The 12,903-nt window shown below is 38.7% G+C and carries 26 protein-coding genes; 24 read left to right on the top strand and 2 right to left on the bottom strand.

What is annotated here, in order from left to right; all coding sequences use genetic code 11:
* Positions 1-219: 219 nt before the first annotated feature.
* Both GD441_RS05650 and GD441_RS05655 read right to left on the bottom strand, forming a co-directional pair.
* The gene (locus GD441_RS05650) at positions 220-633 is read right to left on the bottom strand and encodes an ImmA/IrrE family metallo-endopeptidase (RefSeq protein ID WP_225434140.1); all 414 of its coding nucleotides are present in this window, start codon (positions 631-633) and stop codon (positions 220-222) included.
* A gap of 11 nt (positions 634-644) precedes the next feature.
* Complete coding sequence (locus tag GD441_RS05655) at positions 645-1,094, bottom strand: helix-turn-helix domain-containing protein (RefSeq protein WP_153124610.1); 450 nt, start codon at positions 1,092-1,094, stop codon at positions 645-647.
* A gap of 175 nt (positions 1,095-1,269) precedes the next feature.
* Between GD441_RS05655 and GD441_RS05660 the strand changes: the two genes are divergently transcribed.
* From GD441_RS05660 to GD441_RS05770, 24 genes are all read left to right on the top strand, one after another.
* Positions 1,270-1,524: a helix-turn-helix domain-containing protein gene (locus GD441_RS05660; protein ID WP_153124612.1), complete on the top strand. Its 255-nt coding sequence runs from the start codon at positions 1,270-1,272 to the stop codon at positions 1,522-1,524.
* Between the two features lie 12 nt (positions 1,525-1,536).
* The gene (locus GD441_RS05665; protein WP_153124614.1) at positions 1,537-1,842 is read left to right on the top strand and encodes a hypothetical protein; all 306 of its coding nucleotides are present in this window, start codon (positions 1,537-1,539) and stop codon (positions 1,840-1,842) included.
* Between the two features lie 157 nt (positions 1,843-1,999).
* Positions 2,000-2,704: an ORF6N domain-containing protein gene (locus GD441_RS05670; RefSeq protein WP_153124616.1), complete on the top strand. Its 705-nt coding sequence runs from the start codon at positions 2,000-2,002 to the stop codon at positions 2,702-2,704.
* Positions 2,705-2,763: 59 nt separating this feature from the next.
* Positions 2,764-3,291, top strand: a complete 528-nt coding sequence (locus tag GD441_RS05675; RefSeq protein ID WP_153124619.1) for an XRE family transcriptional regulator — start codon at positions 2,764-2,766, stop codon at positions 3,289-3,291.
* The gene (locus GD441_RS05680) at positions 3,288-3,560 is read left to right on the top strand and encodes a hypothetical protein (RefSeq protein ID WP_153124621.1); all 273 of its coding nucleotides are present in this window, start codon (positions 3,288-3,290) and stop codon (positions 3,558-3,560) included. The genes GD441_RS05675 and GD441_RS05680 overlap by 4 nt, the downstream gene beginning before the upstream one ends.
* Positions 3,561-3,644: 84 nt before the next feature.
* Positions 3,645-3,869, top strand: a complete 225-nt coding sequence (locus GD441_RS05685; RefSeq protein ID WP_153124623.1) for a hypothetical protein — start codon at positions 3,645-3,647, stop codon at positions 3,867-3,869.
* Positions 3,870-4,038: 169 nt separating this feature from the next.
* The gene (locus GD441_RS05690) at positions 4,039-4,254 is read left to right on the top strand and encodes a YqaI family protein (protein ID WP_153124625.1); all 216 of its coding nucleotides are present in this window, start codon (positions 4,039-4,041) and stop codon (positions 4,252-4,254) included.
* Between the two features lie 15 nt (positions 4,255-4,269).
* A complete protein-coding gene (locus GD441_RS05695) occupies positions 4,270-4,479 on the top strand; it encodes a hypothetical protein (protein ID WP_153124627.1) in 210 nt (69 codons plus the stop codon).
* A 124-nt stretch (positions 4,480-4,603) separates the two neighbouring features.
* On the top strand, positions 4,604-5,506 hold the full coding sequence (locus GD441_RS05700; RefSeq protein ID WP_153124754.1) for a YqaJ viral recombinase family nuclease: 903 nt from the start codon (positions 4,604-4,606) through the stop codon (positions 5,504-5,506).
* A 13-nt stretch (positions 5,507-5,519) separates the two neighbouring features.
* Entirely contained in the window at positions 5,520-6,374 is an 855-nt protein-coding gene (gene recT, locus GD441_RS05705) for a recombination protein RecT (RefSeq protein ID WP_153124629.1), read from the top strand.
* Positions 6,371-6,538, top strand: coding sequence for a hypothetical protein (locus GD441_RS16970; protein WP_191992108.1), 168 nt, complete (start codon positions 6,371-6,373; stop codon positions 6,536-6,538). The genes recT and GD441_RS16970 overlap by 4 nt, the downstream gene beginning before the upstream one ends.
* 8 nt (positions 6,539-6,546) lie before the next feature.
* Positions 6,547-7,410: an HTH domain-containing protein gene (locus tag GD441_RS05710; protein WP_153124631.1), complete on the top strand. Its 864-nt coding sequence runs from the start codon at positions 6,547-6,549 to the stop codon at positions 7,408-7,410.
* Positions 7,373-8,221, top strand: coding sequence for an ATP-binding protein (locus tag GD441_RS05715; protein WP_420849656.1), 849 nt, complete (start codon positions 7,373-7,375; stop codon positions 8,219-8,221). Before GD441_RS05710 ends, GD441_RS05715 begins: the two co-directional genes overlap by 38 nt.
* Positions 8,222-8,231: 10 nt before the next feature.
* Complete coding sequence (locus GD441_RS05720; RefSeq protein ID WP_153124633.1) at positions 8,232-8,468, top strand: hypothetical protein; 237 nt, start codon at positions 8,232-8,234, stop codon at positions 8,466-8,468.
* 203 nt (positions 8,469-8,671) lie between these two features.
* Positions 8,672-9,250, top strand: coding sequence for a dUTP diphosphatase (locus tag GD441_RS05725; protein ID WP_153124635.1), 579 nt, complete (start codon positions 8,672-8,674; stop codon positions 9,248-9,250).
* Positions 9,250-9,438, top strand: a complete 189-nt coding sequence (locus GD441_RS05730; RefSeq protein WP_153124637.1) for a hypothetical protein — start codon at positions 9,250-9,252, stop codon at positions 9,436-9,438. The genes GD441_RS05725 and GD441_RS05730 overlap by 1 nt, the downstream gene beginning before the upstream one ends.
* On the top strand, positions 9,432-9,866 hold the full coding sequence (locus GD441_RS05735; RefSeq protein WP_191992111.1) for a DUF1064 domain-containing protein: 435 nt from the start codon (positions 9,432-9,434) through the stop codon (positions 9,864-9,866). The genes GD441_RS05730 and GD441_RS05735 overlap by 7 nt, the downstream gene beginning before the upstream one ends.
* A gap of 168 nt (positions 9,867-10,034) precedes the next feature.
* Positions 10,035-10,406, top strand: a complete 372-nt coding sequence (locus tag GD441_RS05740; RefSeq protein ID WP_153124638.1) for a hypothetical protein — start codon at positions 10,035-10,037, stop codon at positions 10,404-10,406.
* 33 nt (positions 10,407-10,439) lie between these two features.
* Positions 10,440-10,718, top strand: coding sequence for a hypothetical protein (locus tag GD441_RS05745; protein WP_153124639.1), 279 nt, complete (start codon positions 10,440-10,442; stop codon positions 10,716-10,718).
* Between the two features lie 180 nt (positions 10,719-10,898).
* A complete protein-coding gene (locus GD441_RS05750) occupies positions 10,899-11,048 on the top strand; it encodes a hypothetical protein (protein ID WP_153124641.1) in 150 nt (49 codons plus the stop codon).
* Between the two features lie 59 nt (positions 11,049-11,107).
* Positions 11,108-11,308: an XtrA/YqaO family protein gene (locus tag GD441_RS05755; RefSeq protein ID WP_153124643.1), complete on the top strand. Its 201-nt coding sequence runs from the start codon at positions 11,108-11,110 to the stop codon at positions 11,306-11,308.
* Positions 11,305-11,868, top strand: coding sequence for a hypothetical protein (locus GD441_RS05760; RefSeq protein WP_153124645.1), 564 nt, complete (start codon positions 11,305-11,307; stop codon positions 11,866-11,868). Before GD441_RS05755 ends, GD441_RS05760 begins: the two co-directional genes overlap by 4 nt.
* A gap of 130 nt (positions 11,869-11,998) precedes the next feature.
* Positions 11,999-12,196, top strand: a complete 198-nt coding sequence (locus tag GD441_RS05765) for a hypothetical protein (RefSeq protein WP_153124647.1) — start codon at positions 11,999-12,001, stop codon at positions 12,194-12,196.
* Positions 12,197-12,313: 117 nt separating this feature from the next.
* Positions 12,314-12,766, top strand: coding sequence for a helix-turn-helix transcriptional regulator (locus GD441_RS05770; protein WP_153124649.1), 453 nt, complete (start codon positions 12,314-12,316; stop codon positions 12,764-12,766).
* Positions 12,767-12,903: the final 137 nt, after the last annotated feature.

Here is a 12,903-nt window from a genome sequence, read left to right on the forward strand (position 1 = left end):
AAATCTTCTAAATTTTATTTATAGATAGATTTACCTCGTGATTTTTTATAAGAATTTTTTTACGAAGCGACTTAAAAATTTCTTTTGTTATAAAAAAAGCAAAAATGATAAAAGCTACTACTACCCAGAAGACAATTGTAATAATAAAAAGAGTAACCATTTTTCACCTCCGTTTTATTAGAACTGTGACAAATGTCCTATTATTTATCTAAAAAAATTTTACAAAAACCTTTCCATTTCAAACGGAATCCCATTTTCTCTCAAAACATCAAACCTAGTTTCATAATCTTCGAAATTTTTATCGTACAAGAGAAGATGTACTGCAAACTCATTTGCTTCTCGTTCGATTCGATTTTTCGAAAACAATGTGTTTTTGTGAAGAAAAGGGGTGTTTTCGTCTGGGTGTAAAATTGCATGCCCAAGTTCATGGGCGCAAACAAATTTTTTTAAGTAGTCTTCTATATCGGAGTTAATAGTAATAACTTGATGGCGAACATTCTTCATGTAAAACCCCAATGTTTGACCAAGCGAAAAATATCTTATAATGATATTTCTGTTTTTTGCAATTTCAAACGGATTATTTGTCTTGTGTTTTTTTATCTCTTTATTTATAGTACGCATAATCCAATTCAAGAAACTCACTCCTAATCTTTACGGTATTTTTTGGGAGTGAATTTTTTCTTTGCAAGCTGCTTTGTAAGTCTTAAGTTGTTTTCGATTGCTGCACGAACAAGTTCTTTCGTTACCTCGTCCATTGGCTCACCGTCAAAAGAGAGCGCTGTATCTGAATCCATGCTTTCAAGGATTTTTTCTAGCTGTTTAGCGATATCACGCTCTTCTTTTTCTGATAATGGAGGGAGATCGTTAGAAGGTTTATCATCATCTATATAACCCGCGACTTTCATCAGTTCATCATAATCAACTTTTAGAGCCTCGGAAATTTTTTTAATTGTATTCGGTTTCGGAACTCCCCTTTTCCCTGTTTCTATTCTGGATAATTGGGCAGCACTTATCTCTGAATACAGAGCGACTTGATTCAATGTTAAACCTTTTGACTCTCTAATTTTTTTGATATATGCTCCGAATTCGCTCATAAAACCCATCCATCCTCAATATAATTAGATCCTTTAAATAGATAATAAGGTTCATTATTACCAAATGGCAATAAAAGTGAAAAAAATTTCAAAAAAAGTGTTGCCTTTTGGTAAAATAGCTGATATATTTTTACCATAAGGTAATTACCAAAAGGTAAAGGGGGGGATTTATTCTATGAATAATACAACAGACATCATAGTTAGGACTGAATTTCTTCGTAATTATCTCAAGGAAAATGAATTGTCTGAAAGTCAATTCGCTGAAATTATCGGTGTTGCCCATAGCACCGTTAATCGCATTCTAAATGGTAAAAGAAATCCAGGTAGTAAATTTATCGCTGGAGTTTTAAAGAACTTTAATGATTTAAGTTTTGAACAAGTCTTTTCTTATGAAGGTAAATTACCAAAAGGTAATAAAAATACAGCTTAAGGAGTTGATCACATGCCGCAAACAATGATTACATTCGATGAACTCGAAGCTAACTTGTTTAAACACCGACTGGAAGAATTGTTTCGGCAGGCTTATGAAAAAGGGGTGGAGGATGGAATGAAAAAGTACTCGTATCCTCCAGTATTAACAAACAAACATTTGGCCGAAATCCTTCAAATTGCTATGCCGACTGTTATCAAAGTTACTTCGAATCCAACTTTTCCAAGGTTGGTAAACATTAAAGCTCGATATCCACGCGATGCTGTTTTCGAGTGGATCGAGCAAAATACAGAGTATTTAAGGAAGGTGATTAAATGAACACTCCTAAAAAGAAATGTCGACTTTGTCATGAAGATATGACTTTATCGCTTGTGGAACCACACACCTACATGACCTACTGGATGACTTATAAATGTAAGAATGAAAACTGCGCTGTTGAGACTGACACTATTTTTCATGAAGAGGAGGCTTCTTGATGAAACAACTACAACCTATTGTTCAAAACGGACAACGAGTTTTAACGACGTTTCAACTTGCTGAATCTTATGGAACTTCACCTGATCGCATTTCTAAAAATTTTAGTGAGAATAAAGAACGTTATAAGGAAGGAAAACACTTTTTCCTACTTCAAGGTGAAAAACTTAAACAGTTTAAGAACGACTTCCGAAATTCGGAACTAGTTCATAAACAAGCATCGGCATTATATCTCTGGACAGAAAAAGGCGCTTGGCTTCATGCAAAATCACTAAATACTGATCAAGCCTGGGACGCATACGAAATGTTAGTCGATGAATATTACCGGATGAAAGAAAATGTTGTTCCTCTTTCCAAAGATCAAGCACTTGTAACTGTCCTTCGCACCACAGCTGATCTGGTGGAAGAGACGCAAGCACTTAAAGAAGAGCAGCACGAAATTCGGAAAATCGTGACTCAAATCGATCAAAAGGTCGAAGAGCAAATTACTTTAGATCACGGTGAGCAAAGACGACTACAAAAAGCGGTTGCCGCAAGGATTTATGAACTTGAAGGTGATCCAAAAGAGCGATCGCGTTTATTCCGCGAAATCTATCGTGAAATTAAAGACCGATTCGCAGTCGCAAGCTACAAAGATGTGAAACGGAAAGAGTTACAGGCTGCATTAAGATACATCGAAAACTGGGTTCCAAGAAAGGTTTCCTAACCCTATTAATAGATTAGCATTTTATGTCAATACGGATGGTAGAAAGGGGGTGTGCGCAAGTGAAGACTGGTAGAGCTGCAACTGCTGCTAGAGAAGCTAGAAAACAAATAGGAAAAACTCAACTGCAATTGTCGATGGATCTTTTCGAATCTAGGGAAGCCATTTCTCAACAGGAGAACGGGAGATATAGAGTCCAGCCAAATGTCGCTCAATACTTTGCTAACAAACACAACGATCCATGGGTTGGATTCGAAGCGGCATCAGAATATTTCGGATGGGGACCTGTGAAACTTGATGGTGAAGCGGTTGATCTACATAGAACAACGATCTCCTTAAAAACCAAAGAGGAATTAGAAGAAGCCCTTGAAGCTATGCTTGAAGCTTCAAAGAAGCTGACAGTCAATCCTCAATCTATAGATCAGATTGAAATAAATGTTATCGAAAAATCTGTTCATGAATGTGTCGACGCAATTACCGCACTTAACCATTATGTTGCTGCCATTTGCAAGGAGTATGGAATTTCGTGGGTCAAGGTATGGACACAGCACAAAATGAAGCTAATCCAGAGGAGGTTTCTAAAAAAGTGAAAATAGAACAATTTCTGTCACAGGACAAAAAGGTTGCCGTTTCAAAGTATAGAGCTGCCTGGACATGTATCGACCGTATTGAAGAAAGTTTGATGAAAGGGGATTTGAAGGAAGCGAAATTGACGATTAGTGATTTGTCGAAATCTCTTCGCGAATTAGAACTTTTAGCTGAAAGAAAACAAAGCTATGACAGATTGGTCCAAGTGATCCAAGAACTAAACAGTAAAGGGATTTTAGTAGAAAAGGTGGTGTTAAAAAATGAACATTAAGGCTGGGGTATGGTTGCAATTAACAAGTTTTGAAAAATTCTTATTGCTTCGCAATAAATCAAAAAGAAGATAGGAGGGATGGAAGTGGCTTACAAACTAGTTCCGCACATGGACATGGAATATGTGGATAAGTTGGACGATCATCATAAAGCAAGATTGGAAGAAACATACAAAGAATATAAGGAGAAGGTTGAAAAATTTAACGAAACATCATTTCTATACACTCTTTACAAAGGTAGAATTGACGGAATTGAAACAGCCATGAGGCTTTTAGGTTACGAGTTTGTTGAAGAAACAGAAAAGCAGTGAGCTCAATCAAGAAAAGCTCACTGCACAGAATCAACGGTACTATTATTCTACCATTCTTTGATATGGTACGGCAAGGTTTTGTTCTTGCCGTGATGAGCCGGGGTTTCTCAATTCCCCGACTCATCACGGTGCGAATAAAGCGCCAATTACATAGGAGAGGAGGTTTATTATGGAACATCCAGTAATCACTCAAATCAATCGGACAGGCTACCCAAATAATATGGTTGCCCAGCCGGAACACAATGGCTTCGATTTTTTCGGAACAGAGATTCTGGACGGCGATGAGATCGTCATCGACGAGAACAACGGGGAAGTTGTTTTGAAGGAAAATCTTGAAGATTACTTGACAGAGGTTTATGGATTTCGGTTTACAACAGCTGAATGAAGGGAGGAAGTATCAGTGAGAATACTAGTTTTAAGTGAAGCTGTAAACGCGATTAACGAGGCGGTTAGTGAAGCAGAAAGCTATGTATCAGACATCGTTTCGGATTTAGAAAATCTAGCTGATGATATGAGGCTCTACAATGACGGCGACAGTGTGGATACTTTGCTTGATGGAATTAGCAGTTTCATATCTCAAGTAGATGACATTCTTAACAAAATAAGATGACCCGTGTTTACGGCACGAGTCAGTAGTTTACTAAATATTCGATTACCGTCATTGTATCACGTAATGCAGTGACGGTTCAAGGGAGGTTACCGGATTGGCTAAAATACTAGCTTTAACAAATGATATGAGTCGCGAGGAATGGCTAAAGGCTAGAAAGGCTGGAATCGGAGGAAGTGACGCTGCTGCTATTGCAGGATTGAACAAATGGAAGTCTCCTGTAGCAGTTTATTTAGACAAAATCGGACAAGCTCCAGATGAAGATACAGTAGGAGAGTCAGCATACTGGGGTACCGTCATGGAGGACATCGTAGCACAAGAATTTAGTAAACGAACAGGCTTAAAGGTTCGTCGTCGCAATGCTATTTTAACGCATCCCGAACATCCCTTTATGTTATCAAACGTTGACCGATTGATTGTCGGTAAACAAGAAGGCCTTGAGTGCAAAACAGCATCTGAATATCTCAAAGACGAATGGAAAGACGATGAAATTCCAGCTCAATACCTTATCCAATGTCAGCATTACATGGCCGTAACTGGTTACGAAGCATGGTGGATCGCGGTTCTTATCGGGGGAAATAAATTTGTTTACAAGCGCATTGAACGTGATGAAGAGCTTATCCAATATCTCATTGATATCGAGAAAAACTTTTGGGAAAACCACGTTCTCAAAGAAATTCCTCCAATGTTTGATGGTTCAGATGCTTCAAGTGAGCTGCTGAAAGTTATGTATCCAGAGGCGGTTCCAGAAACGGAGATTGAGCTTTCTCCAGAGGCAAATAAACTGATTGAAGCATTAGACCAAGTGAATGAGGAACTTAAACAGCTAGAAACGCAAAAGAAAGAGTACGAAAACCAAATCAAAGCAATGATGGGTGAAAATGAAAAAGCTTTTGCTGGAGAAAGAATTATCACTTGGAAAACCATCCATTCAAACAAATTTGATAGCAAGCGTTTTGCTAAAGATCATCCAGAGCTTTATAACCAATACACCAAAACATCATCATATCGTCGTTTTATGGTGAAGTGAGGAGGAATAAAAAGTGGCTACAAACAAAGATGTTAAAAACCAATTGGCAAGCAAAGCAAAAGCTGGGGGAAACGCTCCTGCTTCGCCAGCCAATACTATTGCAGCATATCTCAAAAAAATGGGTCCGGAAATTGAAAAAGCGTTACCTTCGCATATGAACCCTGATCGCATGGCACGAATTGCACTAACAACAATTCGCACGAATCCAAAATTATTAGAAGCTTCTGTTCCAAGCCTTTTAGGTGCGGTCATGCAAGCAGCACAATTAGGACTTGAACCTGGCTTAATTGGTCATTGCTACCTTGTACCTTTTAAAAACGGGAAAACCGGACAAATGGATGTACAGTTTATCATCGGTTACAAGGGAATGATTGATTTAGCCCGACGATCCGGTCAAATTGAAAATATTTACGCCCATGCGGTTTATTCGAATGATGATTTTGATTACGAACTTGGCCTTGAACCAAAACTCAAGCACAAACCATATATGAAAGGCGATCGCGGGGAGTTCGTCGGAGCTTATGCAGTCGCACATTTTAAAGACGGCGGTTATCAATTCGAATTCATGCCGAAAGAGGAGATTGAGAAAAGACGAACACGGAGCAGGGCGGCTAACAACGGGCCGTGGGTCACAGATTTCGAGGAAATGGCCAAGAAAACAGTTATTCGCCACATGTGGAAGTATCTCCCGATTAGCGTAGAGATTCAGCAGCAAGCAATGCAGGATGAAGTCGTTAGAAAAGATGTTACAGCTGAACCGGAATACATCGATATGGAAGTACCGGTAATAGAGGAACACCCAGCTGAGGACGCTGTAGAACAAACAGATGAACCGCCGGCTGATCAACAGGAGATTGAATTTGAATGATAGATAATGAAGCCTATCATAAAGTCCTCCTTCCTGAGTGGATCTGGAAGGAGGCAAAGTCAAAAGAAGAAGTGAAAAAGCTAGTACTACAGTATATGCGCCGGTATCCGCACTATGCGGTAAAGAAGGTTAAAGACGGATTTGCAGTTTGTATAAGGAAGTAGGTGATACGATGCCCGAAAGTTACCCATTCCCGACATATTCGGGTTTATTGACTCCAGAACATTACAAAAAAATTGGTTCGGCAATATGGCTTTTTCTCTGGTGTATCAGCTCCACGACAAAGGAAGTCGAACGTGATGGCGTAACGTGGGGCATCGTATTAGGAAATAAGCCTTTGACAAGAAAAGAATTAGCAGAGCCTTTTGGTGTAAGCGAAAGAACGGTCCAGCGATGGTTGGACGATCTTGAAAGATATGAATATATCAAAATAACCCGTGCACCATATGGATATATCTTAACCGTTAAAAATTCTAAAAAATACAAGGACAGAGTGGACAAAAATGTCCAGTCTGACGGAGATAAGACAAAAATGTCCAGTCTAGAGTGGACAGAAATGTCCAATCAGGTGGACAAAAATGTCCACTCTAATAAAGATATTACAAAGATAAATAATACTACTACTAATACTGATAATAAGGATCCAATCGATTTAATCGCAGATAGATTTGCAGATTTACGAACAGCCCAAGAAGGGCGTCGGATTTACCCGAATATAAAGGATTACAAAGCAATCGCCCAGATAGTCGCCCAGGGAGTGCCGTCATCCCGAACTATCGAATTGCTTGAACAGTGTTTTAGAGATTTTGAAGAGCGTAATCCAGGTAAAAAAATTAAAGCTTTCGCCTATTGCGTTGATTACATCCTAGAACATTATCAAACTATGTTGGCCAAGGAAGAAGCTCTAAAACTGGCGAAAAGGAGGATTCCAGAAGGTGGCATCAAAAACAATCAGCCAAGTCCTAAACGAGCTGCGCCAAAGGCAGAATCAATCACCGGTGGCCGCGTCGGACGGATCAGAACAAAAAAAGCCTGAATGCCCGATTTGCAACGATAAAGGGTTTGTCGTATACCGTGTTCATTACGAGACAGAATGGGTGGAGGATCCAGCCTTCAAGACCCTTGTACCTGTAAATATGGTTAAAGAAGCAGATTACTTTGCCGGAAAAGTTTGCTCACCAAAAGACGCCTGGCAATGGCGTGATACGTACTCTAGGCAGTGTGAGTGCGTAAAGCTTCGAAGAGTTGAAAAACTTATGAAAGCCAGTGAGATTACGGACGAATTCAAAAAAATGGGCTTCAAGAATTTTATTACGAACGGCAAGCCCCAAGTCATTATTGATGCTTATGAATGTGCACTCGAATATTTTCAAGAATTTAATGCGATCCGCCATAAAAGACAAAACAGCATTGCTTTACTAGGGCAACCGGGTGCGGGGAAAACACATTTGCTAACAGCAGTCGCGAACAATCTTATGAAAAAACTGCATGTTCCGGTTCTTTATTTCCCTTATGTCGAAGGATTCAACGATCTGAAAGATGACTTTGGCCTACTGGAAGAAAAGCTGGAGCGTATGAAGCAAGTGGATGTTTTGTTCATCGACGACCTTTTTAAGCCGGTGAAAGGGAAACCTCGTGCGACAGAATGGCAAGTTGAACAGACTTATGCTGTCGTGAATTATCGGTATCTAAACCATAAGCCAATCCTCATTTCTTCGGAACTAACAGTGGACGAGCTCATAGAAGTTGATGAGGCACTTGGCACTCGGATTTTCCAAATGTGCCAGGACTACACGGTCGTTATCATAAGGGATATCAAACTAAATCATAGATTAGAAGGGCTATAGGAAAGGGAGAATGAGAATGGTTAACCTAATCGGCTTTAATGGTCCGATGCCATATTCAGTAATCATTTGGAATGAAGGTGGAGAAGGGAAAGCTAAAACAATTTGCTACTCACCAGAGGATCAAATTGCAGCACTGCAAAGATTCCATACAAACGGAGATTTTTACAACACGTTCGATAGTGCGACAGTGATTGGTGAGAACGATGTCGTTGAAGAGCATTATCATACAGAGGCTGTATCAGCTTAATGGAAAAATTGTAAGCGAGGTGAGGGTATGGGAATCCTTTACGAAAAAGTCAAGTTGACCAAAGAAGCTAAACGTCAAATATTCATTTCTCGCCTGTTGGAAAGGGGAATCACCGAATCCAAAGATGGGACAAGCATTTTTGACCTGGATTATTATTCGTTACGGCACGAGCTAGTAATGGCGGATTTGAAAGGAGAATAGGCATGAATCTAACAAAACTTTTCGAGATGCAACGCAAATTAGATGAACATATCGAACAAGAACATCCAAGACAAGAGGGAGAGGATAGATTAGCGAAGAAAATCCTTGCTTTGCAAGTGGAGTTAGGGGAGTTAGCGAATGAGTGGCGTGGATTTAAGTTTTGGAGTAATGACCAAAAGCCGAGAACAAAAGCATATTCCCATCACGAAGAAGGTCATATACACGGAGGATTTTATAGTGTTTCCAGATACGATAGAAACCCACTCCTTGAAGAATACGTGGACTGCTTGCATTTCATCCTGTCGATTGGGTTGGAGTTAGGTATTACCGAGATTTATAATTTGTCGACTAAAAAAGATTCAGATTTGATCTTTATGTTCATGGACGTAAACGAATTATCTATAATCCTTATGCAATACGACATTGCGGGCAACGAAACATATAAATCAATTGCATATATAGACATGTTTGAAAAGTTTTTAGTATTAGGCGAAATGCTCGGCTTCACATGGGAACAAATCGAACAAGCCTACTTTGAGAAAAACAAAGTGAACCACCAACGTCAACAGGAGGGCTACTGATGGGATCATGGCGCAAACCATTTCCTAAACAGCTTAAAAAGATCGTATATGGAATGAACTTAGAAACGATTGAAAAAGTTATTCAGGCCCACGAAAGTCGCGGTTGGGTAAAGGCTAGCGAAATAAAAGAGCATGGATATGGGCTAGGTTGCTTGATGACATTCGAAGTGAAAGGGAAAGCATCATGATATCAAAATATGGGTCAAAAAAAGTCGAAGTGGATGGTATCGTCTTCGACAGTAAAGCAGAAGCGAATTATTACAAACAACTAAAGTGGTTGCAGGAACACAAACAAATCCTCTTCTTCCGGATGCAGCCGAGATATCTGCTTCAAGAAGCATTCAAGAAGAACGGTAAAAACTTTCGGAAGATTGAGTATGTTGCGGATTTTGAAATTCACCATAATGATGGATCGATTGAAGTAATAGACGTAAAGGGCATTGAAACAGAAGCTTTCAAGATTAAGAGAAAGCTATTTGAAAAGAAATTCCCCCATAAACTTTCCTTGGTTACATACAGCAAGAAATGGGGCGGATGGATAGAATTGGACAAGCTTAAGAAATTACGAAAGGAAACCAAGAAAAAGAGGGAGAGAGATAAATGCAAAACGTCTTGATCGCAGACGATCGTCCCAAATGGATGCGTGATGAGGATAGGAGAATGGCGTGCATGACACGCTGTTCTCTATACAAAAGGTGTTCCAGCCGGTTCGGGATGGATTGCAAAAAGTTGGGCGGAACTGAGGTTCCGAAAATACGAGGTTGATGAATAAGGTGGTGAGGATATGGACCAACTTTCAATCTTTGAATCTCTTGACTACGAGAGGACTTTTTACCATGCAGGAGCTATGTATGCAGAAGTGCCAAAGGATGAAATTATTGTTTCTCCAATAAAGATAGGCAACGGAATCATACGACCAGGGGAATTTGTTCAAAAGTTTGGTGAAAAAGAACGTACCATGTTTGAAATGCAGGAAGGGCATTATTTACGGTATGTAGGAAAAACAGATAAACTGCTGCTTTTTAGTCCAGATGACTATGAAGGAAATATATATTATGCATTCTTCTATGTTGACCAAAATACGCTGCTAATTGGCTCGCAAGGAAGAATGAGAGATATACGGATCCAGAAGCTCCGAAAGAAAACAGTTTTATAGTCGACCCATATTGCGACGTAAGGAAGTGAAAAAGTGAGACAGGAAAAAGAGTATGTAAAACATTGGACACATACCTTGAATGAAAAAGGAAATGTAGAAATACGCTGTATCCTTGAAGACAGAGAAGTGTTTATTGAATTATACCCAAGGGATATAAGAGGTTTCAATCAGTGGTTAGAAGTTGCGCCATATTTGGTGGAAAAATTAAAGAATAGTACGAATGAATGTAAACATGAAAATATCACAGTTGATGAAGTTTACGGTGAGCAATTTTGCGAAGATTGTGGTTGGTTTGTAGATAAAGAGTTATGACACATTCCGTTTCAGCTGTGACACAAAATGCAAGGAGTGAAATTGAGTATGGATAATAGATGCGATTTTTGTCTGTATAAATTTAACAAGGATTATGAATATAAATGCCCTTTATGTGGCGAAGAAGTTAAAAAATGATTAGTGCATGGTACGAAAAAAATCAGTAACAAGGAGCAAAAAATGAGCGAAGTGAAAGTCTGGTACATGACGGAAGAAGAACGTCTCGCTTATATCAAAAAGCATCCTATTAAACCTACAAAGAAGTTAAATGGTTCATCATATGTAAATGTTGAATGGGAATTAACTAGAAAAAAGAAAAAACGAAAATAAAAAAACCAGGATCTCTCCCGGCTTACCAACTAAATTATACCATATGGGGGGCGATCCTGTTGAGATTACAAGAGATAAAAATTGATCCTAGTACAATGAGACTAGAACTTGATATAATGGAACAAAAGGGAAGTTTTGCCATTGTGGTATGTGATGGAAAGGCACGTCTTACCCAGCTGCCGGAACATGGGGAAACGAAGATTATTACACACCAGGGCAAGGTTAAACGGGTTAAGTTTGATGAGGGGGAAGATTTTTGAGTGAATTTTTTCAAGAGGTTACACCAGACGCTTGGATACAAACTTTTGGGACTATAATAGGTTCTTTCTTTGGTGCATGGCTTGCTGGGATAATCGCAATAAAAGTTATGAAAAATCAAATTAACCATGAGAAAACTACAAAAGAACTAGAGTCCCTTGAAGAATTTTTAAAATTTTGGAATATTTTTAAAGGATATCTAAATGTTATAATGTTTAGTCTTGAGAGAATCAGATCATTGATAAACCAGGACGTATTACCATATGATTCTATTCAAACTATACAATATCATTGTAGTACTAATAAGGAAACACTAGTGCAAATGAGAACTTTTGCACATGAGAAAATACCGATTGAAATACATCAACTGTATATGGAAATTATTGCAGGAGCAGAAAATATTAATTCAGGATATAACTATGCTTTGGTAGCTGATGCCAAAGAAAAAGAAAAATTGATAAAAGAGAATGAAAATTATTTAAATCAATTATTCAATAATATTTCTTTATTTAAAGAGTTTATTCTTGAGCAAGAAGCGAAACTAATAAAATTAAAAAAATAGTTCTACCAGCCCTCTGGAGGACACTGAATGAACGCATTACGCGTTTGTTTGGTGTCCTTTTCTATTTTTCTACTCTTTGCAACTGAATTACCTAAAAAACGAAATTTTGGCAACTAAGGGAGTTGAGGATATGAATCCTTCATTAAAAGACCAGCTGAAAGTATGGATAAAGAAAAATTCTTTTCAGCGGCCAAAGAAAAAGCCTTCGGAGAAAAAAACGGCAAAGAAAACAGAAAAGCTATCAAAAAGCGACCTCATTTATCTCATGGGTATGAATCGCCCGCGATATGCTCGTGGAAAAGGCGGAGCTTGGAGGAGTAACAAATGAAAATAAAAGTTGAAGAAATTCGTTGCAAAGCCTGCTTATGGATGATCGACAAACAAGTTTGTCCGTTTGTTAGATGTGTTTATAGATATGGATTCCTTGCTGGGAGAGTGAAGAAAGATGACACAAAAAGAAATTGAGCAAATTTTGAAGGATTATCACTGGATGATTAATTCGATAAAAATATTAAGAGATTCCATGAAGGATGCTGGCGAGGGATTGACTGCTCAATATGGCGTTGAAGCATCTCTTCCAAAACCAAAAGGTGTAACCGGTGATCCGATTTATAGGGAAGTTGTCCGTAGAGAAAAACGATGGAAAAAGGTTGCGGAATATGAAGAAAAGGTAAAGATTATTCAGGACCGAATGATTGCTATTACGGACGATAGAGAAATCGAAGTGCTACATTGGCTGCTTGAAGGGAAAAGTTATAGGTGGATCGGCCTGCATATGGGATTATCTTTTTCCCACATTAAGCGAATCCGGGATTCAATCGTGAATAAAATGGCAACTTATGAAACAAATGGCACGAATGGCACAGATGGCACATATGACACGAAATTGATTTCTTGATTTTCTGGCATGTAAAATGGGAGGCAGGAACGGAGCGGAAATATTTCTCTCTGGTTAAGAACGGAATTTGTTTAGGCGTCACCTTGCGGTGGCGTTTTTAAATGCATTCCCTTTATCATATTTGATAGTATGTTGAT

The organism is Peribacillus tepidiphilus, assembly GCF_009466385.1.
Taxonomy (GTDB): Bacteria; Bacillota; Bacilli; order Bacillales; family DSM-1321; genus Bacillus_BN; species Bacillus_BN tepidiphilus.